We start from the raw sequence: 22,369 nt of genomic DNA, 5'->3' as shown, positions 1-22,369 counted from the left end.
GCAAGGTGTTCGGCGGTTGCGCCTGACCTTTTTTGAAAGGCCAGACGCAACACCAAGGCTACTGCGCTATCAGCGCTTTTTGCGGTTGGCGATGTGGATGGCATGGCCATTCACTGCCAGCGCCGCTTCGTGCAGTGCTTCAGACATGGTCGGGTGCGAGAAGACCATCATGCCGAGATCTTCGGCACTGGTACCGAACTCCATCCCGATCGCACCCTGCTGAACCAGCTCAGCCGCAGCAGGCCCCATGACATGAACACCCAGAACGCGGTCAGTCTTGGCGTCAGCGATAACCTTCACAAGCCCTGCCGTGTCGTTAGCCGCCATGGCACGACCGCTGGCAGCGAAGGGGAATGTACCGACATTGATCTCAACGCCTTCGCTCTTCAAGACCTGTTCGGTCTTACCGACCCACGCGATTTCCGGATGGGTATAGATGACCGACGGAACCAGGTCGTAGTTCATTTGCGACTTATGTCCAGCAATGCGCTCTGCAACCATTACGCCTTCTTCCGAGGCCTTGTGAGCGAGCATCGCGCCGCGCACCACGTCCCCAATCGCGTAAACGCCCGGGACGCTGGTTGCGCAGTAATCATCAACGAAGATGAAACCGCGCTCATCCATATCAACACCCGCATCAGCAGCCAGCAGGTCGGTAGTAACCGGACGACGGCCAACCGCTACGATCAGCTTGTCAAAGGTCTGCTGCTGCTCGCCTTCTGCGTTGGTGAAGTTGACGGTGACCTGGTCCCCATTGACCTGGGAACCCGTAACGCGCGCGCCCAGCAGGATATTCAGCCCCTGCTTGCTCAATACCTTGAAGGCTTCCTTGGAAATCTGATCGTCTGCAGCCGGCAGGAACTTGTCCATGGCTTCCAGAACCGTGACTTCCGCGCCCAGGCGAGCCCAGACCGAACCCAGCTCCAGACCAATGACCCCGGCACCAATGACGCCCAGCTTCTTGGGCACGCTCTGGAAGTCCAACGCGCCGGTGGAATCGACGATGGTCTTCTGGTCGACCGGTGCGGGCGGAATGTCCACCGGCTTGGAGCCGGATGCAAGAATCACGTTCTCCGCGCCGAGCACCTGGCTGCTGCCGTCCAGTGCGGTCACTTCAACCTGCTTACCGCTCAGCAACTTGCCATGACCTTCGAAAACGGTCACGCCGTTTGCCTTCATCAGACCCGCCACACCGCCGGTGAGGTTTTTGACGATCTGGTCCTTGCGCGCCACCATGGTCGGAACGTCCATGGCCACTTCGCCAGTACTGATACCGTGAACCTTGAAGCTTTCATGCGCTTCATGAAACTTGTAGGAGCTGTCCAGCAGTGCCTTGGACGGAATGCAGCCGACGTTCAGGCAGGTGCCGCCAAGTGCAGTCTTGCCTTCCTTGCCCTGATATTTTTCGATACAGGCGGTCTTGAGACCCAATTGTGCTGCACGAATGGCTGCAACATAACCGCCGGGGCCGGCACCGATCACGACGACGTCGAATTTCTGGCTCATTACGAATCCTCTTGAGTGCAGCTAAAAAACCAAAGGCCACAGCAGCAGGCCCAGCATTTGCCTAGCCTACCAGCTGCAGCCCGTGACGCTTGTTAGATGTCCAGCAGCAGGCGAGCCGGATCTTCCAACAGATTTTTGATCGTCACCAGGAAGCTTACAGCTTCCTTGCCATCGATCAGGCGATGGTCATAGGACAGCGCCAAGTACATCATTGGTCGAATGACTACCTGACCATTGACGGCCATCGGACGCTGCAGAATGTTATGCATGCCGAGGATAGCGGCTTGCGGCGGGTTGACGATCGGGGTCGACATCATCGAACCGAACGTGCCGCCATTTGTGATGGTGAAGGTGCCGCCGGTCATCTCATCGATCGACAACTTGCCGTCGCGAGCCTTTTTGCCAAAGGTAGCGATGCCGTTTTCGACTTCGGCCAGACTCATGAGCTCCGCATTTCGCAGAACCGGAACGACCAGGCCACGATCGCTGGAAACAGCGACACCGATGTCCTGATAGCCGTGGTAAACGATATCGTTACCGTCGATCGAAGCGTTGACCGCTGGGAAACGCTTCAACGCTTCGACAGAGGCTTTAACGAAGAAAGACATGAAGCCTAGACGCACGCCGTTGTGAGTCTTTTCGAAAAGATCCTTGTACTTCGAGCGAAGGGCCATGACTTCGGTCATGTCGACTTCGTTGAAGGTCGTCAGCATCGCCATGTTCGACTGAGCTTCGACCAGACGCTCCGCAACCTTGGCACGCAGGCGGGTCATCGGCACGCGCTTCTCGGTGCGATCGCCAGCGGCTGCAACAGGGGCAGCCGCTGAGGTGGCAGCAGGCTTGCTTGCAGCCGGAGCCGACTTCTTCGCCTCGATGGCGGCGACTAGATCTTCCTTGGTGACACGGCCATCTTTGCCGGTGCCCTTCACGCTGTTAGGGTCAATGCCGTTTTCTTCGGCCAGTTTGCGAGCGGCAGGCGCCAGGATGGCATCTTCGCTGCCAGCGGTGGTCGGAGCTGAAGTAGCTGCGGTTGCGGCTGGTGCTGATGCGGCAGGAGCAGAAGCAGAAGCTGTAGCGCCTGCATCGAGCTTACCAAGCAGCTCACCGCTGAGCACGGTATCGCCTTCGTTCTTGACGATTTCGGTCAGCACACCGTCCGCTTCGGCAAGCACTTCCATGACGACCTTATCAGTCTCGATGTCTACAATCAGCTCGTCACGCTTTACCGCTTCGCCCGGCTGCTTGTGCCAAGTGGCAACAGTGCCGTCAGCAACCGATTCCGGAAATTGGGGGGCTTTGATCTCGATAGCCATTAGCTCGGGTCCTTTGATTCGGGTTACATCGAGGCCGCGTCATTCGCGGCCTCTAGCAAAAATAATTAAACGGTGAAGGCGTCCTGCAGCAGCTTTTCCTGCTGTTCGGCGTGCATGGAGGCGTAACCGACTGCAGGCGCTGCTGAGGCTTCACGACCCGCGTATTGCAGGAACAACTCCTTCTTATGCGCAACGGCGACGCGACGCATATGGTGCTGACTGCAATACCAGGCGCCCTGGTTCATCGGTTCTTCCTGACACCAGACGATGCTCTTGAGGTTTTGGTAAGGCGCAAGCACCTCGGCCAGATCCTCTTCCGGAAATGGATAGAGCTGCTCCAGACGAACAATCGCAATGTCTTCACGCCCTTCGTTGCGGCGCTTGTCGAGCAAGTCGTAGTACACCTTGCCGCTGCACATGACCAGGCGTTCGACCTTGTTCGGATCAATCTGATCGATCTCTGGGATCACGGTCAGGAAGGAACCCTGGGTCAGATCTTCCAGCGTCGAAGTGGCAAGCTTGTGACGCAACAACGATTTGGGCGTTAGTGCTACCAACGGCTTGCGCAGCGGGCGGATCGCCTGCCGACGCAGCATATGGTAGACCTGCGCAGGCGTGGTCGGGACGCAAACTTGAATGTTGTGCTCAGCGCATAGCTGCAGGTAACGCTCCAAGCGAGCCGAGGAATGCTCTGGCCCCTGCCCTTCGTAGCCATGGGGCAACAGCATGGTCAGCCCACACAGGCGTCCCCACTTGTGTTCGCCGCTGGTAATGAACTGGTCGATCACGACCTGTGCACCGTTGGCGAAGTCACCGAACTGAGCCTCCCAGATCACCAGCGCGTTCGGCATGGTGGTCGCGTAGCCGTATTCAAATGCCAGTACCGCTTCTTCCGAGAGGAACGAATCGTACAGGTCGAAACGGGGTTGCCCTTCGTACAAGTGCTGTAGCGGGATGTAGGTGCTGCCATCTTTCTGGTTGTGCAACGCCGCATGACGATGCGAGAAGGTACCGCGACCTACGTCTTGACCGCTGATGCGAACCGGATGACCTTCAAACAGAAGCGTAGCGTAGGCCAGCGTTTCGGCATAACCCCAGTTGATGGCCAGCGCGCCGGCGCCCATCTTCTGACGGTCTTCGAGTATCTTTGAAACCTGACGCTGCACGACGAAGCCTTCAGGCACCGCCAGCATCTTGTTAGAGAGCTCCTGAAGCGCTTTCAGCTCGAATCGCGTGTCGTAACGAGCGGTCCAGGCGTGGCCCAGATATGGACGCCAATCGACGAACAGTTCCTTGTTCGGCTCCTTAACCAGGCTTTTAACGACGTGCAGACCGTTATCCAGAGCGGTCCGATATTCATCGACCTTAGCCTGGACCTGATCATTGTCGAGCACGTTCGACTGAGTCAGCGCATCAGCATAAAGCTCACGCGTAGTGCGCTGCTTGGCGATCTTCTGATACATAAGCGGTTGAGTACCGCTAGGCTCGTCTGCTTCGTTGTGACCACGACGACGGTAACAGATCAGGTCAATGACGATGTCGCGCTTGAACTGCATGCGATAGTCGACAGCGAGCTGGGTGACGAACAGCACCGCTTCAGGATCATCCGCATTCACATGGAAGATGGGAGCCTGGATCATCTTTGCAACGTCAGTTGCATATTCGGTAGAGCGAGCGTCTTCCTGCTTGTTGGTGGTGAAACCAACCTGGTTGTTGATCACGATCCGAATGGTACCGCCCGTGCGATAAGCACGGGTTTGGGACATCTGGAACGTTTCCATGACCACGCCCTGCCCCGCCACAGCGGCATCGCCGTGAATGGTTACTGGCAGAACCTTGTCACCAACCGCATCGCAACGGCGATCCTGACGTGCGCGGACAGACCCTTCAACTACCGGCGAAACGATTTCGAGGTGCGATGGATTGAATGCCATTGCCAGGTGGATTTCGCCACCAGGTGTCATCACGTTCGAGGAAAAGCCCTGGTGGTACTTTACGTCACCGGAACTCAGGCCTTCGACCTTCTTACCCTCAAACTCGTCGAAGAGGTCGCGTGGGTTCTTGCCAAACGTGTTGACAAGCACATTGAGACGGCCTCGGTGAGCCATACCAATGACAATTTCTTTCGTGCCGTAAGAACCGGACCGCTGAATGATCTCATCCAGCAACGGAATGAGACTCTCGCCGCCTTCGAGGCCAAAGCGCTTCGTACCCGGATATTTGGTACCCAGATACTTCTCGAGTCCCTCTGCAGCGGTTAAGCGTTCAAGCAAATGGCTCTTGATTTCAGCTGAGAAGGATGGACGGCCGCGAACGCTTTCCAGCCGCTGAATGAACCAGTTGCGCTGATCAGAATCAACGATATGCGTAAATTCCGCCCCGATGGTGCGGCAATAGGTCTCTTGCAGCGCCTGATGAATTTCACGCAATGTTGCCTGATCTTTGCCCATTGCGAGGTCGCCGGTACGGAATACCGTATCGAGATCAGCATCGGTGAGTGCGTAGTTGCTGATTGCGAGGTCAGCCGGAGCCACACGCTGCTGCAAGCCAAGCGGATCGAGCTGTGCGGCCTGGTGGCCACGCATCCGATAGGCCTGAATCAAACGCAGGACTTCGACCTGCTTCTTTTCATGCTCACTGCTGACGCTACCCGCAGAAACAGGCTGCGCGCGGCGCTGGTTCTTAGCCAGCAGCACGAAATGATCGCGTATTGTCGAGTGCGAAACGTCGGCCGCAGCGCCGCCGCTGACAGGCAGCTTCTGGAAGTAGGTGCGCCACTCTTCGGGCACAGCGTTGGGATCGTGCAGGTAGAGCTCATAAAGCTCTTCCACATAGGCAGCGTTACCACCGGATAGGTGGGCGCTGTCCCACATGCGCTGCATTACGCTTTCTTGCATGTCTGGTCACCTTCGATAAGGAGACACCACCAGCGTGGAGACCGCAGCATGACTTCCCAAGTTCTGAAGCAGCGACCCAGGTAAAGCCACCACGGACCGCGCAGATAGTTTCCGAGAACCACCCCGGATGCTCCTGCTGGTCTTCAAATTTCAGAGCAAATCCCCGGCCTTGTAAGCTGGGATTCCTACTATGACTACGGCGCCGAGTTTGGACTCCGGCGCCGTAGGTGTCGCGGTGAAACAGTTCAGGGCTTGCGACTACTTCTAGTAATCACAAACCCCTAGGGCACATCAGGTTGCACTCTGCAGCAGCATGTTCCGGACATGGCCAATGGCCTTGGTCGGATTCAGCCCCTTCGGACATACGCTCACGCAGTTCATGATGCCCCGGCAACGAAACACGCTGAACGGATCGTCCAATGCAGACAGACGGTTCACGGTCTCAGTGTCGCGACTGTCAGCCAGGAAACGATAGGCCTGAAGTAGCGCAGCAGGACCAAGGAACTTATCCGGGTTCCACCAGAAGGACGGACAGCTGGTCGAGCAGCAAGCACACAGAATGCACTCATACAGGCCATCAAGCTTTTCCCGATCCTCTGGGCTCTGCAGACGTTCGATAGCCGGAGCAGGCGTATCGTTCATCAGATAAGGACGAACCTTCTCGTATTGCTTATAGAAGATGCCCATATCTACAGCCAAGTCACGAATCACCGGCAAACCTGGTAGCGGACGCACCACTAACTTGTTGCCTTTGACAACAGACGACAGCGGGGTGATACAGGCAAGTCCGTTTTTACCGTTCAGGTTCATGCCGTCCGAGCCACATACACCTTCACGGCAGGAGCGACGGTAAGAGAACCCTTCATCCTGCTCCTTGATGAGAGCCAGCACGTCCAGCACCATCAGGTCTTTACCATCGGTATTGACCTGAAAGTCCTGCATGTACGGCTTTTCGTCTTTATCCGGGTTGTAGCGGTAAACGCTCACTTGCAACATATCGGCGACCTCAGTAAGTCCGGACCTTGGGTTCGAAAGTCGGAACTGTCTTCGGAGAGAAGTTCACGGCACGCTTGGCTACGCGCTTTTCACCTGGGAAATACAAGGTGTGGCACAGCCAGTTCTCATCATCACGCTCTTCAAAATCTTCACGGGCATGAGCGCCACGTGACTCCTTGCGGCTTTCTGCTGCAACGGCAGTTGCCTCAGCAACCTCAAGAAGGTTCTGCAGCTCCAGCGCTTCGATACGTGCGGTATTGAACGCTTGGCTCTTGTCGTTAATTTTTACGTTAGCGATGCGCTGGCGAAGGTCAGCAAGCTGGGCGATGCCCTTTTGCATATATTCGCCTGTACGGAACACACCGAAGTAGTTCTGCATACAGCTCTGCAGCTCTTTACGCAAAGAAGCGACATCCTCGCCTTCAGTCCGCTCGTTCAAGCTCGCCAGTCGATTCAGTGCAACGTCCAGATCGGTTTCGGTCGCACCGCGGTGCTCTACACCTTCCTTCAGCGCCTTCTCGAGGTGCAGACCGGCTGCACGGCCGAACACAACCAGATCGAGCAGAGAATTTCCGCCCAGACGGTTTGCCCCGTGTACCGACACGCATGCCACTTCGCCCACTGCGAACAGGCCATCGATAATCTTGTCGTTACCACTGGCATCCTGGGTGATCGCCTGACCATGGATATTGGTGGCGACACCACCCATCATGTAATGGCAGGTCGGAACCACTGGTACCGGAGCGGTGACCGGATCAACGTGTGCAAACGTCTTGGACAGCTCGCAGATACCGGGCAAACGGCTGTGCAGCACTTCCTCACCCAGGTGGTCGAGTTTCAGCATTACGTGATCGCCGTCTGGACCGCAGCCATTGCCGGCCAGGATCTCCTTGACCATGGAACGGGCGACCACATCGCGACCAGCCAGGTCTTTAGCGTTCGGAGCGTAACGCTCCATGAAGCGCTCACCGTGCTTGTTGATCAGGTAACCACCTTCACCACGGCAGCCTTCCGTTACCAGCACACCGGCACCAGCAATACCGGTCGGATGGAACTGCCACATTTCGATGTCCTGCACCGGCACACCCGCGCGCAAAGCCATGCCAATGCCGTCACCCGTATTGATCAGCGCATTGGTAGTCGACGCATAAATACGGCCTGCGCCACCGGTTGCCAGCACAACGGCCTTGGAGCGGATGTAAACGGTTTCGCCGTTTTCGATGCAGATAGCGATGATGCCAACAACGGCACCATCCTGGTTTTTCACAAGATCGACGCCATACCATTCGTTAAGGAATGATGTCCCGGCCTTCAGGTTGGCCTGATAGAGCGTATGCAGCAGCGCATGACCGGTACGGTCTGCAGCCGCGCACGTACGAGCGGCCTGACCACCCTTGCCGTAATCCTTCGATTGACCGCCAAACGGACGTTGGTAGATGCGTCCCTGCTCGGTACGAGAGAACGGCAGTCCCATGTGCTCCAGCTCGAACACAGCCTCGGGGCCGACGGAACACATGTACTCGATGGCGTCTTGGTCACCGATATAATCGGAGCCCTTGACGGTGTCGTACATGTGCCAGCGCCAGTCGTCATTCGGATCAGCCGACGCGATGGCACAAGTAATGCCACCCTGAGCGGAAACAGTGTGAGAACGAGTAGGGAAAACCTTGGTTACCACTGCAGTTTTATGCCCACCCTGGGCCAACTGCAACGCAGCGCGCATGCCCGCGCCGCCGCCACCGATAATGATGGCGTCATAAGAAAGAGTACGAATGCTAGCCATGAATCAGATACCCCAAAGAATCTGCACGCCCCAGACAAAGAAAGTGAACATGGCTATGCCACACACTGCCTGAAACAGAAAACGCACGCCGGTAGCCCACTTGCCTACTGCCATGTTGGTCAGGTAATCGGTGGAGATGGTCCACATACCAACCCAGGCATGAACGCTGAGCGCAACGAGCGCGAGAAGACTGAAGATCCGCATCCACTGAGCAGAGAACAGCCCATGCCACTGAGCGTAATCCAGCCCCGGATTCGCAACGAGGTATCCAATCAGGAACAGGAAATAAGCCGCGAGGACCACAGCGGAAACACGCTGGGCCATCCAATCGTACAGACCAGACCGGGAAAAGTTGGTGACGTTGGTTACCATATCCAGACTCCCGCCAGGACGATCAATACCGCCGAAACGGCCAGAACGATTTTCGAGCCAAGCTTTCCGCCTTCCAGCGTCTCGCCGTGCCCGGAATCCATGATCAGATGCCGCACGCCTGCTACCAAGTGATAGAGCAGCGCAGCGAGAAGCGCCCATACCACCAGCTTCGCCAGTGGGCTACCGAGGTACGCTTTCACCTCATCGAAGCCTTCAGCTGAAGACAAGGAGGTATCAAGCGCAAGCAACAGGATGGCCACACCAACAAACAGGACTACGCCAGATATGCGATGCAGGATTGAGGTGTAGGCAGTTATTGGAAGTTTTATTGTCCTAAGATCTAGGTTTACAGGTCGTTGGCTTTTCACGGCTTTTTTTTCACACTTGAGAGCCCCGAACAGCAGGGCAAAGTTGTTGGGAAGAGCACGCAGCGGTACCCGCCACCCACGAGTGACAACCTACAGGAAACTGCCTGTAAGGCCCCTGCCGGTCGGTCGCCGATTATAAACAGTTAGGTGGCTAATGACAATGTGGTGAAGTGCCACTAAAGGCGGATGGCGACCCCTGTATAAATGCCGTAAACAGACAATCTGTGTTAGCGAATTTACCCTAGAATGCCCGCTGCAGCGGGGGTCCGCGCAAATTGACTTTGTGATTTATCTCACTATAGTGATGCGGGCCCTGCGTGGGGGGCCATGATGATTCCAAGCATAAAACAGGAGGCCATACATGGCTGACAAAAAAGCGCAGTTGATCATCGAAGGCGCAGACGCCATCGAACTGCCCGTTCTAACCGGCACCGTAGGGCCCGACGTAATCGATGTACGAGGCTTGACCTCCACGGGTCGCTTCACCTTCGACCCAGGCTTCATGTCCACTGCCTCTTGCGAATCCAAGATCACCTACATTGACGGTGATAAGGGCGTTCTGCTGCATCGCGGCTACCCGATCGAACAGCTGGCCGAAAAGGCTGACTATCTCGAGACCTGCTACCTACTGCTGAACGGCGAACTGCCTACCGCCGAGGAAAAAGCGAAGTTCATCAGCACCGTCAAGAACCACACCATGGTTCACGAACAACTCAAGTCGTTCCTTAACGGCTTTCGTCGTGACGCTCATCCCATGGCGATCATGTGTGGCGTTGTAGGAGCTCTCTCTGCTTTCTATCACGACTCTTTGGACATCAACGACCCTCACCACCGCGAGATCTCCGCCGTGCGCCTGGTCGCCAAGATGCCAACACTGGCGGCCATGGTGTACAAGTACTCCATGGGGCAGCCGATGATGTATCCACGCAACGACCTGAACTACGCTGAAAACTTCCTTCACATGATGTTCAACACTCCATGCGAAGTGAAGCCGATCAGCCCTGTTCTGGCCAAGGCCATGGACCGCATCTTCATTCTTCATGCGGACCACGAGCAGAACGCTTCGACCTCTACCGTTCGGCTGGCAGGCTCCACCGGCGCCAACCCATTTGCTTGCATTGCAGCCGGTATCGCTGCGCTCTGGGGGCCTGCGCACGGCGGCGCCAACGAAGCTGTACTTACCATGCTGGACGAAATCGGCGACGTTTCGAACATCGAGAAATTCCTGGCCAAGGCTAAGGACAAGAACGATCCGTTCAAGCTGATGGGCTTTGGCCACCGCGTCTACAAGAACTTCGACCCACGCGCCAAGGTCATGAAGCAAACCTGCGATGAGGTTCTAGGCGAGCTCGGTATCAACGACCCACAACTCGAGCTTGCAATGAAGCTTGAAGAAATTGCGCTGAACGACCCCTACTTCGCGGAGCGTAACCTGTACCCGAACGTCGATTTCTACTCGGGCATTATTCTCAAGGCTATCGGCATTCCCACCAGCATGTTCACCGTTATCTTCGCGCTTGCTCGCACGGTCGGCTGGATCTCGCATTGGAAGGAAATGATTGCGTCCGGCCAGAAGATCGGCCGCCCACGTCAGCTGTACACCGGCCACCCCCAGCGCGATCTTGACCGGTAAGGTACTCAGCCCCGGATAGGCTAAAACCTTTTTAGGGCTAGCTGCCATTCAAAACGCCCGATGCGATGCATCGGGCGTTTTGACTTTCCCAGGTGTTTTTTTCAACGGAAGCCAGCACCCCTCCTCGCTAGTCACCGAGCTGGCGTTAGCCAACACGCACACCAAGCCCAGGCCCCGTGCGAGGCAGCCTAGAACAACTTTCGATACGTTAACGCTCCGTTATATACAGAGAGCTACAGGCGGATGTTGCCATCAAAAGGCTGAACCTGGAGGCCTGCGCGATCCACTGCCCTGCAACACACCCGGGCTGGCGAAGCTTTGTTCACTGAGCCGCCGGACGAGCATATAGGCTGAAACCGCATACAAATGACAACTCCGGACCAACACCGCCACAAGCGCTCACAGAGAGGTAAACCGGCCGAAAGTAGATGCGCAGGCGCCAGGCCGAAGTGCGCAAGAGAATCACCTGACCGCTGCTGGGCGAGCCCTACCGAGGCATCATCGACCTCCAGCCAGCAGGATAATCGTTACCAAGCATAGCGTAGGGGGTATAAGCAGGTGTCGCGATACTGCTCTATTTCGGTCAGGCCAAACTAGGCACGAATACCGCTATCGAAGGGCGCTCGCTAACGCTAACCGGCTCGCACTGAGAGCCAGCAAGACCTAGCCTCTTGCTTGTGCTTCTTATAACTTGCACAAAAAAAATCCAGCCACCGCTAGGTGACTGGATTTTCTAGGGATTTTGGTCGGGACGGAGTGATTCGAACACTCGACCCCTTGCACCCCATGCAAGTGCGCTACCAGGCTGCGCTACGCCCCGACTAGAGCCTTCAGCACTGCTGAAAGCGGATCGCACTATACCTTAAATGACTGAATCCGTGAAAGTTTTTTCTGACATTGCTGCTAATTCTTAAGTACGTGAAGGACTTCTTCCAGCTCAGTGATCATCTGCCTAATCAGCTGCTTATACTGCGTAGTGTCGTCACGAGCTTCGTCGCCAGACATCCGCTGACGCGCACCGCCAATGGTAAAGCCATGCTCATAAAGCAGTGACCGAATCTGACGAATCATCAGCACGTCCTGTCGCTGATAGTAGCGCCGATTACCGCGCCGCTTGACAGGGTTAAGCTGTGGAAATTCCTGCTCCCAATAGCGCAGTACGTGCGGCTTAACTGCACACAGCTCGCTCACTTCGCCAATCGTGAAGTAGCGTTTGCCGGGAATGGTGGGCAACTCGTCGTTATGACTTGGTTCCAGCATAGGCTTCGACTCTGGCTTTTAATTTTTGCCCTGGCCGGAACGTCACAACGCGACGCGCCGTGATCGGGATTTCCTCTCCGGTTTTCGGGTTTCGCCCAGGCCGCTGTCGCTTGTCGCGCAGATCAAAGTTGCCAAAACCTGACAATTTGACCTGCTCGTTGTGCTCAAGCGCCTGGCGAATCTCTTCGAAAAACAGCTCAACCAGCTCCTTGGCCTCGCGCTTGTTCAAGCCTAGCTCTTCATAAAGACGTTCCGCCATTTCAGCTTTCGTCAGAGCCCCCATACGCTATTTCCTTAACGTGGCGTGGAACCTTTTTTCCAGGGAAGCGAGAATATGTTGCATTGCACCGCTTACCTCATCGTCGTTTAGAGTGCGCGATGGGTGTTGCCAGGTCAAGCCGACTGCCACACTTTTGCTAAGCGGATCAATACCTTTACCTTGGTAGACATCAAAAAGCTTGAGGTCCGTAAGGTATTCCCCCGCGGCATCTCTGATGCTCCCGAGCACCGCTTCGGCCGAAATCTCTTTCGAGACAAGGATTGCCAAGTCGCGACGCACCTCAGGGAAGCGCGACAATTCGGCAAAACGAGGGAGATGCCCTTCTGTGATCTCTGAAAGCAGGAGCTCAAACAGATAAACCGGCTGATCGATACCAAGGCCGGCTGCGAGCTGAGGATGCAGGCTGCCGAGGTAACCAACCAGCAGCCCCTTTCGCTCGATACGTGCGCACTGCCCAGGATGAAGTGCAGGATGTTCGCCTACAACGAAATTGAACGCTTGGTCACCGCCCGCCCCGTTCAGCAAGGCCTCGATATCAGCCTTCACATCGTAGAAATCCACGGCGTCCCGACCGTTACTCCAGGCCTCGCTGAACCGAGCGCCGGTTACGAGACCAGCAAGCATGGCTTCTTGCTTGAGCTCACCAAGTTGCCCGACGAACCGCAGGCCACTCTCGAACAGACGAACTCGTGTTTGCTGACGGTTGAGATTGTACTGAAGCGCAGTTACCAGCCCGGGCCACAAAGAGGCGCGCATCGCACTCATCTCTACCGAAATCGGATTGGCGAGCATCAGCGGTTCTATGCCAGGCGAAAAGAGCTCAAAGAGCTTCGGATCAATAAAGCTGTAAGTAATCGCCTCCTGGTAACCTCGAGCCACCAGCAGCCGACGGAGAGAAGGGACAGTTACCCGACCTTCAGGGGTAGACGTGGGTGCGAGGCGTGCCTGCGGGAAGCGCACGGGCAAACGATCGTAACCGTAAAGACGGCCTATCTCTTCGATAAGATCGACCTCAAGTGAAATATCGAAGCGGTGACTCGGCACATCGACACGCCATGTACCCTCACCTTCGCTCGTGAGCCTCAAACCCAACGGGCTCAGCATCTTCTCGACATCTGCACCAGCGAGCTCGAGACCAAGCATCTGGTTGACACGCTCGCTGCGCAACACGATAGGCGCGGTCTGCGGCAGAGCCTGCTCATTGGCCACTTCGATGACGGGACCCGGCTCGCCACCTACGATTTCTAGCAACAGTGCGGTAGTGCGCTCCATGGCCTTGCGGGCCAACAGTGGATCTACACCACGCTCATACCGATGCGAGGCATCAGTGTGCAGGCCGTATGAACGCGCCTTGCCGGCCAAGGCAATGCTGTCGAAATATGCACTCTCGAGGAAGATGCTTTGGGTTTGTACGTTAACACCGCTGTGTTCACCCCCCATGACACCAGCAATAGCCAATGCGCGCTCATGGTCAGCAATAACCAGCGTGTCAGGACGCAGCTTGATGGTTTGGCCATCTAGCAAAACTAGCAACTCGCCTTCTGCGGCCATGCGCACCCGAATACCGGTGTTGACCTCAGCGAGGTCAAATGCGTGCAGGGGCTGGCCAAGCTCGAGCATCACATAGTTAGTGACGTCTACGATGGCATCGATAGAGCGTATCCCTGAGCGGCGAAGACGCTCGACCATCCATGTTGGCGTTGCCCGCGATGGGTCGACGTTATGGATGACACGACCCAGATAACGAGGGCATGCATCCCCAGCGAGCACCTCGACAGGCCTGGTATCGTGGTGGACAGCACTTACTGTCTCAACGTCGACCGGCGCTACCGGGACGCCGTAGATAGCTCCCACCTCACGGGCGAGCCCCGCAATTGACAAGCAATCACCCCGATTAGGGGTAAGACCGATTTCGATACTGGCATCATCGAGATTCAGCGCAGCTCGAATATCAGCCCCCGCCGGCAGCTCCGCAGCGAGCTCCAACAGCCCGCTATTATCGTCGGAGATTTGCAGCTCCGAAGCCGAACACAGCATTCCGTTTGACTCGACGCCACGCAACTTGGCCTTCTTGATCTTGAAATCGCCAGGAAGCACAGCGCCAATCATGGCAAAAGGAACCTTCAGACCCGGCCTGACATTTGGGGCGCCACAGACCACCTGATACGTTTCGCTGCCGTTACTGACCTGACAGACCCGTAGTTTGTCGGCATCCGGATGCTGCTCGGTACTGAGCACTTCACCCACTACAACGCCGCTGAATTGACCTGCAACTGGCTCTACACCATCGACTTCAAGCCCGACCATCGACAACCGAGCAACCAGCTCGGCATGGGAAACCTGCGGATTGACCCAGCTCCGCAACCACTGTTCACTGAACTTCATCCTGCTCTCCTAAACGTGTTTGACGGTCTGCGGCTAGCGAAACTGCTCGAGAAAGCGCAGGTCGTTATCGAAGAAGATGCGCAGGTCATTGACGCCATAACGCAGCATTGTCAGCCGTTCGGCGCCCATACCGAATGCAAAGCCCTGATAGCGCTCCGGGTCGATACCTGACATCCGCAGCACATCCGGATGAACCATTCCGCAGCCCAAAACCTCAAGCCAGGATTGCGACTCCTGATCGCCCTTGCGAACCACACGGCGGATGTCGACCTCGGCCGACGGCTCGGTAAATGGGAAGAACGATGGACGGAAGCGCACTTCGAGGTCAGCCTCAAAGAACGCTCGCAGGAACTGTTCGATGGTGCCCTTGAGGTCGGCGAAACTGATGTTCTCGTCGATCAGCAACCCTTCTACCTGATGGAACATTGGCGAATGGGTCTGATCCGAATCGCAACGATAGACGCGGCCAGGGCAAATGATACGAATCGGCGGCTGGCTTGATTCCATCGTGCGTACCTGGACCGGAGAGGTATGGGTACGAAGCAGCATGTTGGCGTTGAAGTAGAAGGTGTCATGCATAGCCCTGGCCGGGTGATGGCCGGGAATATTGAGTGCTTCAAAGTTGTGATAGTCGTCTTCGACTTCCGGACCTTCTGCAACGCTGTAACCGATATGCGAGAAAATCTGCTCGATGCGTTCCAGCGTGCGGGTGATTGGATGCAAGCCACCCGAGGCCTCGCCACGTCCGGGTAAGGTGACATCGATCCGCTCTGCTGCGAGCTTGGCGCCCAGTGCCGCCTCTTCTAGCTCGGCCTTTTTGGCGCTCAGTGCATTCTGAACTTGAGCTTTGGCTGCGTTGATCAAGGCACCAGCCTGGGGGCGCTCTTCGGCGGAGAGCTTGCCCAAACTCTGCATGAGCAGCGTCAACTCACCCTTTTTACCCAGATACTGGACACGGATCTGCTCCAGGGTGTTGATGTCTTGACTATGCTGCACCGCCTCGATCGCTTGCGAGACCCGTGCATCCAGGTTTTCCATGTACAACCTCCAGAGGTTCTTGCAGAACCGCACCCGGCATACGCGATCACGTTGCCAGGGTGCACTTTTGCAAATGCCCCTTCAGATACGAAATAGGGGAAGAGCACAAAGCTCTTCCCCTATCGGTGTCACTACGAATCCGAAGATCCGATTGTCGATGGGCTTAGGCCAGAGAAGCTTTGGCTTTTTCGACAATCGCAGCGAAAGCTGCTTTTTCGTTAACTGCCAACTCGGCCAGAACCTTACGGTCGATTTCGATGGCTGCTTTTTTCAGGCCAGCAATGAAACGGCTGTAGGACAGGCCATTTACACGTGCACCAGCGTTGATACGAGCGATCCAAAGAGCGCGGAACTGACGCTTCCGCTGACGGCGGTCACGGTAGGCATACTGGCCAGCCTTGATCACCGCCTGCTTGGCAACACGGAACACGCGCGAACGAGCGCCGTAGTAGCCTTTGGCGAGTTTCAGAATTTTCTTGTGACGGCGACGAGCGACGACGCCACGCTTAACACGAGCCATGAGTTATTCCTCTGAGTCTTGACCGAATTAACGAACGCGCAGCATGCGCTCTACTTTTGCGTTATCAGACGGGTGCATCAGAGATGTACCACGCAGCTGACGCTTACGCTTGGTAGACATTTTGGTCAGGATGTGGCTCTTGAAAGCGTGCTTGTGCTTGTAGCCATTCGCCGTCTTTTTGAAGCGCTTCGCAGCGCCACTTTTAGTCTTCATCTTTGGCATGTTCGGTACTCCACATTGTGGGTGATATCAAATAACCGCAAGGCCTGCCAGTGCCCTGGTGGTTACTTTTTCTTCTTGGGAGCGATGACCATGATCAGTTGGCGTCCTTCCATCTTTGGATGCTGTTCGACCGAACCGTATTCCGCCAGGTCACCTTCGACCCGCTTCAACAGTTCCATCCCCAGCTCCTGATGCGCCATCTCACGGCCGCGGAATCTCAACGAAACCTTGGCCCTGTCCCCATCACTAAGGAAACGTACCAGGTTGCGTAGCTTGACCTGATAGTCACCCTCTTCCGTCCCTGGACGAAACTTTACTTCTTTAACCTGGATCTGCTTCTGGTTCTTCTTCGCCGCAGCAACCTGCTTCTTCTTTTCAAAAAGATGCTTGCCGTAGTCCATGATTCGGCATACGGGAGGAACCGCGTCGGCAGAAATTTCCACCAGATCCAATTTCGCTTCTTCAGCTATACGAAGCGCTTCATCAATCGAGACGATGCCAACCTGCTCGCCATCAGCACCAATCAAACGGACCTCACGAGCCGAGATATTCTCGTTGATCGGGGCCTTGGGTGCAGCTCGTTTATCCTGTCTCATTTCACGCTTAATAGTCATTACTCCAATTCTTGGCGACCACGCCGGGAAACCGCTTGTGTCAGCAGCTGCGCGAAGTCATCCAGGGGCATGGAGCCCAGATCGACGCCTTCACGGGTGCGCACAGCAACGGCTCGTGTCTCAACTTCCCTGTCTCCAATAACCAAGAGATAGGGAACCTTGAGCAAGGTATGCTCGCGGATTTTAAAGCCGATCTTTTCGTTTCTCAAGTCGGACTTGGCACGGAAGCCGCTTTGATTGAGTGTTTCCACCACTTCCAACGCGAAATCCGCCTGCTTATCGGTGATATTCATCACTACCGCTTGCGTCGGCGCCAGCCAGGCCGGAAACGCGCCTTCATAGTGCTCGATCAGAATCCCGATGAAACGCTCGAACGATCCAAGGATGGCCCGATGCAGCATCACCGGATGCTGGCGATCGTTGTTCTCGCTGACGTACTCCGCGCCCAGGCGAATCGGCAGATTGAAATCAAGCTGAAGGGTGCCGCACTGCCATACACGGCCAAGACAGTCCTTCAGGGAGAATTCGATCTTCGGTCCGTAGAATGCACCTTCACCAGGCTGCAGATCGTAGGGCAGACCTGCGCTATCCAACGCAGCCGCCAAGGCTGTCTCAGCCCGATCCCACAAATCATCGGAACCGACTCGCTTCTCCGGCCGGGTCGACAGCTTGAGCTCAATGTTCTCGAAGCCGAAATCGGCGTAGACCGCCTGGGTCAGTTTGATGAATGCGGCCGACTCGGACTGCATTTGCTCTTCGGTACAGAAGATATGCGCATCATCCTGGGTAAAACCACGCACCCGCATGATACCGTGCAAGGCGCCCGACGGCTCGTTGCGATGGCAGGCACCGAACTCGGCGAGGCGCAACGGCAGCTCGCGATAGCTTTTGAGGCCCTGGTTGTACACCTGCACGTGACAAGGGCAGTTCATCGGCTTGATCGCGTAGTCACGGCTCTCCGACTCGGTCGTGAACATGTTTTCCGCGTAGTTCGCCCAGTGACCGGACTTCTCCCACAGACTGCGATCAACAACCTGGGGCGTGCGGATCTCCTGATAACCGTTTTCACGCTGCACGACTCGCATGTACTGCTCAAGCACTTGATACAGCGTCCAGCCATTGGGGTGCCAGAACACCATTCCCGGCGCTTCTTCCTGGGTATGGAACAGGTCCAGCCGCTTGCCGATCTTGCGATGGTCGCGCTTTTCGGCCTCTTCAATGCGCTGGATGTAGGCCGCGAGCTGCTTCTTGTCCGCCCATGCGGTGCCATAAACCCGCTGCAGTTGTTCGTTCTTTGCATCTCCACGCCAGTAGGCGCCGGACAGCTTGGTCAACTTGAAGGATTTGAGAAAGCGGGTATTGGGCACATGCGGACCACGGCACATGTCGACGTATTCTTCGTGGTAGTACAGCCCCATCGCCTGCTCGTCCGGCATATCCTCGACCAGACGCAGCTTGTAATCCTCGCCGCGCGCCCGGAACACCTCGATGACTTCAGCGCGCGGCGTGACCTTCTTGATCACGTCGTACTCGGTATCGATCAGCTGCTTCATGCGCTGTTCGATTGCAGCCATGTCATCCGGCGTAAAAGGCCGCTCGAACGCGATGTCGTAGTAGAAGCCTTCTGCGATGACCGGGCCAATAACCATTTTCGCGGTTGGGTAGAGCTGCTTGACGGCGTGCCCGACCAGATGCGCGCAAGAGTGGCGAATGATTTCCAGCCCTTCTTCATCCTTGGGCGTAATGATCTGCAGGCTCGCGTCGCCTTCGATCAGATCGCAGGCATCGACCAGACGACCATTCACCTTGCCGGCAAGGGTGGCCTTGGCCAGGCCCGCACCAATGGACTGAGCCACTTCGGCCACGGATACCGCATGATCGAACGAACGCTGACTGCCGTCAGGAAGAGTAATGGTGGGCATGGCGCCTCCTCTCCTAGTGGTGACCCCTACCAAAGGCCACGTGGGTTGGGATGAGCCAGGAAAGCGACTCGCCGAATTACCTGCCGCACAGTGGCAGGAGCCCTGAGGCTGATCGACGCGAGCCGAAGTCACTGGAAACATGGGGAGCACGGATGCTTTCAGAAAGCCACCGCGCTGACAAGCAAGGCATAAAAAAAGGGTCGCTAGCGCGACCCTTTTCGGAATTGGTAGGCACAATTGGATTCGAACCAACGACCCCCACCATGTCAAGGTGGTGCTCTAACCAACTGAGCTATGTGCCTCCGATGGACGCGCATTCTAGAGGTACGCCCAATAGAGTCAAGCATTTTTTTGCTAACCCACTGATATTGGTGATTTTTGAACTAAGCGCTGCACTTATGAAGCTATGGCTTCATAGGGACCAGTCGAGATAGCATCGCGTCAAATATTCGGAACAGGGTAATCAGAATGTCGCACACCCCTTATCCCTCGTCCTACTACGCCGCCTCAGCGAACCCGACACTAGATCGCGCCGCCCTGCGCGGCGGTATCGAGACGGATGTCTGCGTAATCGGTGCCGGCTACACGGGATTATCCACAGCGCTGTTCCTCCTCGAACATGGGTTTCGGGTCGCCATACTGGAGGCTGCCAAGGTTGGCTTCGGCGCTTCAGGCCGCAACGGTGGACAGATCGTCAATAGCTACAGCCGAGATATCGACACTGTCGAGCGCAGCGTAGGCAGTGACGAAGCACGACTGATCGGCGCAATGGCATTCGAAGGCGGGCGGATCATTCGCGACCGTGTCGCTCGCTATGGTATTGAATGCGATTTGAAGGATGGCGGCGTGTTCGCCGCTTTCAATGCCAAGCAAATGCATCACCTCGAGGCGCAGAAAAAGCTGTGGGAGCGATACGGCTACGATCAGTTGGAAATGCTAGACCACGACGGCATTCGGAATGTTGTAGCGTGCGAGCGATACAGCGGAGGCATGCTGGATCACGGAGGCGGGCATATTCATCCGCTCAATCTCGCGCTAGGCGAAGCGGCAGCTGTTGAATCACTTGGCGGCGTCATCTACGAACAGAGCCCGGCAGTCCGCATCGACCGAGGCGCCAACCCGCGTGTTCATACGCCGCATGGTCATGTAAGCGCCAAATTTGTGGTTGTCGCTGGAAATGCTTACCTCGGTGGGCTGGTTCCTGAGCTGGCAGCGAAGTCCATGCCCTGCGGGACCCAAGTGATCACTACGGAGCCTCTCGACCCGGCGCTTGCGGCGACATTACTCCCGCAAGATTATTGCGTAGAGGATTGTAATTATTTGCTGGACTATTACCGCCTGTCGGCCGACAGGCGCTTGATCTACGGCGGTGGGGTGGTCTACGGGGCACGCGATCCAGCCGATATCGAATCGATCATCCGACCTAAAATGCTCAAGACGTTCCCGCAGTTGGAGGGTACGAGAATCGATTTTGCCTGGACTGGCAATTTTCTGATGACCCTGTCTCGCTTACCGCAAGTCGGGCGGCTTGATGGCAATCTCTATTACTCACAAGGCTGCAGTGGCCACGGTGTTACCTATACTCATGTCGCCGGAAAAGTCATCGCTGAAGCGCTTCGAGGGCAGGCCGAACGCTTTGACGCCTTCGCCAGCCTGCCGCATTACCCTTTCCCAGGGGGGCAGACTTTTAGCGCGCCACTAAGTGCTCTCGGTGCTCTTTATTACAACTTGCGCGACAGGATAGGGTTTTAACAATTCATCGAACAGGGCAAGCAGGCGGCGCTTCACACTTAGCTGTACCTTCACCCGCCGAGGGCAATGCCGCCTGGAATCGCTCATCGTTCGGGGCCAACCGGAGCGCACAGTTGCGCGCGGCGGATGCCTGGGCGTGACACCCCTGCTCTGCCAGTACTTGAGATAAGTTGAACCAACCTGCTGCGAAGGAGCCGTCTTGCTGAACGCTGGTGCTCAGCGCTCGCTGTGCGGCCTGTTTGTCGCCTTGCGCGTACTGCGCATTGGCGAGCGCAAACCAGGACAAGCCGCTGGACCAATGCTCCGCGGCCGCCTCGTAGGCCCGGAGGGCCGCGCCTTGCCGGCCGGTTTGCTCCAGATCACTCGCAGCGTTAATCCATACTGTTTCCCTGGCAGTACTGGGCAGCGAATCAGGCGCAACGGTCACCACCGCCCAGCGATCTCCCTTGGCCCAGCTCCGCTCGAACTGACGGAAAGTCGCTATCCAGCGGCGAGTGGTGCCTGACCGCAGCACAAGGGTCTGATCTGTCAGGTCGTACCCCACCACAACCGCGAAGTGCCATTGGGGCCAGCGATCAAACGCAAGATTCTGAAGAACCAGAACGGGGTTACCCGCGGCCACTTCCGACAGCACCGCCTCCAACCGCCGATCGAGCGGATACACCAGCAAATCGTGTGAACGAGCGGCAGCAACCATTTCGACCTGCAGGCTACCCCTGCGCTGAGGAAGGTAGACCCGTTCGACAAGCTGTTCAGGGCTGGTATCAATGCCGCGATGGGTAAGCATCGTGGCCAATGCAGCCGGGCCACACTGATAGTCCTGCTGAGGGAAGAAATTAACTTCCTGCAGCTCAACCCGCTCAGGAAGCCCCTCGACCCCGACCGGAACGATCGGGGCCTGCGCACATGCGCCAAGCAGTACTATGGCGACCAGTAACGCCAGTCGCCGAATCAACGATTGATGCAATTGACGAAGTTGAAAATGTTAGTGGCGCAAAGCAGGTCGGTAACGATGAATATCACCAGGAACAGAACGATAATCCCGACGACCCCAGCCCCGGCCGGCGCCTGATCCAGCTGCTGATTGAACTGCGCCAGCTCTGCCGGTGTGAGACTGTTGATTCGCTGCTCGACCTGATCGCGATCTACACCCATCGAGACCAGTTTCTCCTGGACATCTTTGTCTTCGAGCATGGTCATCAGCTGCTGGCGATCGACCTGATGTTGGTGTTCAGCAACCACCTCCGGAGTTCCGATCATCGCCGCCTGGGCCAACGGGATCTGCGCAAACAACATGAAGTGCAACGCTGCCAACAGGGTTGCTACACGCTTCATCAGGGAGGAATTGAACATGGCGGAACTCCTTATTTTGTTTTTACCCAGTGCGATTCGTACCGAGCGTCAAACCTAAGACGGGGATGTCGTTCCGCCAGTTCCCTTGCAGCCTAGGGTTCGGTGGTTAATGTTTGAACCAACCCGCAATCTCATCATCGCGTACATTCGCCGCT

Annotated in this window: 19 protein-coding genes and 2 tRNA genes; 2 read left to right on the top strand and 19 right to left on the bottom strand. The window is 56.4% G+C overall.

Translation table 11 applies throughout. From position 1 onward, the window contains the following. Positions 1-69: 69 nt before the first annotated feature. The 7 genes from lpdA to sdhC form a co-directional block, all read right to left on the bottom strand. The gene (gene lpdA / locus JQR87_RS08215; protein ID WP_434157891.1) at positions 70-1,506 is read right to left on the bottom strand and encodes a dihydrolipoyl dehydrogenase; all 1,437 of its coding nucleotides are present in this window, start codon (positions 1,504-1,506) and stop codon (positions 70-72) included. A 92-nt stretch (positions 1,507-1,598) separates the two neighbouring features. Then, entirely contained in the window at positions 1,599-2,819 is a 1,221-nt protein-coding gene (odhB, locus tag JQR87_RS08210) for a 2-oxoglutarate dehydrogenase complex dihydrolipoyllysine-residue succinyltransferase (RefSeq protein WP_407291033.1), read from the bottom strand. Positions 2,820-2,884: 65 nt separating this feature from the next. Next, positions 2,885-5,716, bottom strand: a complete 2,832-nt coding sequence (locus tag JQR87_RS08205; RefSeq protein ID WP_434157890.1) for a 2-oxoglutarate dehydrogenase E1 component — start codon at positions 5,714-5,716, stop codon at positions 2,885-2,887. A gap of 291 nt (positions 5,717-6,007) precedes the next feature. Continuing rightward, positions 6,008-6,712 (bottom strand): succinate dehydrogenase iron-sulfur subunit, encoded by a 705-nt coding sequence (locus tag JQR87_RS08200; RefSeq protein ID WP_434157889.1) that lies wholly within the window; start codon positions 6,710-6,712, stop codon positions 6,008-6,010. Positions 6,713-6,722: 10 nt separating this feature from the next. Next, positions 6,723-8,495, bottom strand: coding sequence for a succinate dehydrogenase flavoprotein subunit (gene sdhA / locus JQR87_RS08195; protein WP_434157888.1), 1,773 nt, complete (start codon positions 8,493-8,495; stop codon positions 6,723-6,725). 3 nt (positions 8,496-8,498) lie between these two features. Continuing rightward, positions 8,499-8,867, bottom strand: a complete 369-nt coding sequence (gene sdhD / locus JQR87_RS08190; protein WP_407291042.1) for a succinate dehydrogenase, hydrophobic membrane anchor protein — start codon at positions 8,865-8,867, stop codon at positions 8,499-8,501. Further along, positions 8,861-9,235, bottom strand: coding sequence for a succinate dehydrogenase, cytochrome b556 subunit (sdhC, locus tag JQR87_RS08185; protein WP_407297777.1), 375 nt, complete (start codon positions 9,233-9,235; stop codon positions 8,861-8,863). Before sdhC ends, sdhD begins: the two co-directional genes overlap by 7 nt. A 361-nt stretch (positions 9,236-9,596) precedes the next feature. Here sdhC and gltA point away from each other — a divergent pair, with 361 nt between their 5' ends. Then, the gene (gene gltA / locus JQR87_RS08180) at positions 9,597-10,868 is read left to right on the top strand and encodes a citrate synthase (protein WP_407291044.1); all 1,272 of its coding nucleotides are present in this window, start codon (positions 9,597-9,599) and stop codon (positions 10,866-10,868) included. A 743-nt stretch (positions 10,869-11,611) separates the two neighbouring features. On the opposite strand, the gene JQR87_RS08175 is transcribed toward gltA, so the two are convergent. The 10 genes from JQR87_RS08175 to JQR87_RS08130 all read right to left on the bottom strand — a co-directional run bounded on the left by JQR87_RS08175 (position 11,612) and on the right by JQR87_RS08130 (position 19,411). After that, positions 11,612-11,688 (bottom strand) — tRNA-Pro (locus JQR87_RS08175). 83 nt (positions 11,689-11,771) lie between these two features. Beyond that, positions 11,772-12,128 carry a MerR family transcriptional regulator gene (locus tag JQR87_RS08170; RefSeq protein WP_407291045.1) on the bottom strand — a complete coding sequence of 119 codons (357 nt, stop codon included), beginning with the start codon at positions 12,126-12,128 and terminating at the stop codon, positions 11,772-11,774. Continuing rightward, positions 12,109-12,411, bottom strand: coding sequence for an integration host factor subunit alpha (ihfA, locus tag JQR87_RS08165; RefSeq protein ID WP_003282572.1), 303 nt, complete (start codon positions 12,409-12,411; stop codon positions 12,109-12,111). Before ihfA ends, JQR87_RS08170 begins: the two co-directional genes overlap by 20 nt. Before the next feature lie 3 nt (positions 12,412-12,414). Continuing rightward, positions 12,415-14,793 carry a phenylalanine--tRNA ligase subunit beta gene (pheT, locus tag JQR87_RS08160; RefSeq protein WP_407291048.1) on the bottom strand — a complete coding sequence of 793 codons (2,379 nt, stop codon included), beginning with the start codon at positions 14,791-14,793 and terminating at the stop codon, positions 12,415-12,417. A 33-nt stretch (positions 14,794-14,826) separates the two neighbouring features. Continuing rightward, positions 14,827-15,831: a phenylalanine--tRNA ligase subunit alpha gene (pheS, locus tag JQR87_RS08155; protein WP_407291050.1), complete on the bottom strand. Its 1,005-nt coding sequence runs from the start codon at positions 15,829-15,831 to the stop codon at positions 14,827-14,829. Positions 15,832-15,994: 163 nt separating this feature from the next. Continuing rightward, positions 15,995-16,351, bottom strand: a complete 357-nt coding sequence (rplT, locus tag JQR87_RS08150) for a 50S ribosomal protein L20 (protein ID WP_019339387.1) — start codon at positions 16,349-16,351, stop codon at positions 15,995-15,997. Positions 16,352-16,378: 27 nt separating this feature from the next. Then, complete coding sequence (gene rpmI, locus JQR87_RS08145; RefSeq protein WP_019339386.1) at positions 16,379-16,573, bottom strand: 50S ribosomal protein L35; 195 nt, start codon at positions 16,571-16,573, stop codon at positions 16,379-16,381. 62 nt (positions 16,574-16,635) lie between these two features. Beyond that, on the bottom strand, positions 16,636-17,187 hold the full coding sequence (gene infC, locus JQR87_RS08140) for a translation initiation factor IF-3 (RefSeq protein ID WP_019339385.1): 552 nt from the start codon (positions 17,185-17,187) through the stop codon (positions 16,636-16,638). Beyond that, entirely contained in the window at positions 17,187-19,109 is a 1,923-nt protein-coding gene (gene thrS / locus JQR87_RS08135; RefSeq protein ID WP_434157887.1) for a threonine--tRNA ligase, read from the bottom strand. The genes infC and thrS overlap by 1 nt, the downstream gene beginning before the upstream one ends. A gap of 225 nt (positions 19,110-19,334) precedes the next feature. Further along, positions 19,335-19,411: transfer RNA gene (locus JQR87_RS08130), tRNA-Val, on the bottom strand. A gap of 166 nt (positions 19,412-19,577) precedes the next feature. Between JQR87_RS08130 and JQR87_RS08125 the strand changes: the two genes are divergently transcribed. Then, positions 19,578-20,861: an NAD(P)/FAD-dependent oxidoreductase gene (locus JQR87_RS08125; protein WP_434157886.1), complete on the top strand. Its 1,284-nt coding sequence runs from the start codon at positions 19,578-19,580 to the stop codon at positions 20,859-20,861. Between the two features lie 4 nt (positions 20,862-20,865). Here the strand turns inward: JQR87_RS08125 and JQR87_RS08120 are convergent, their stop codons facing one another. Both JQR87_RS08120 and JQR87_RS08115 read right to left on the bottom strand, forming a co-directional pair. After that, positions 20,866-21,816, bottom strand: coding sequence for a PA2778 family cysteine peptidase (locus tag JQR87_RS08120; protein WP_407291052.1), 951 nt, complete (start codon positions 21,814-21,816; stop codon positions 20,866-20,868). After that, entirely contained in the window at positions 21,813-22,214 is a 402-nt protein-coding gene (locus tag JQR87_RS08115) for a PA2779 family protein (protein ID WP_434157884.1), read from the bottom strand. Before JQR87_RS08115 ends, JQR87_RS08120 begins: the two co-directional genes overlap by 4 nt. Positions 22,215-22,369: the final 155 nt, after the last annotated feature.

It is taken from the genome of Stutzerimonas stutzeri (assembly GCF_051028275.1).
Taxonomy (GTDB): domain Bacteria; phylum Pseudomonadota; class Gammaproteobacteria; order Pseudomonadales; family Pseudomonadaceae; genus Stutzerimonas; species Stutzerimonas stutzeri_AS.
This window is presented reverse-complemented; position numbering and strand designations above follow the sequence as displayed.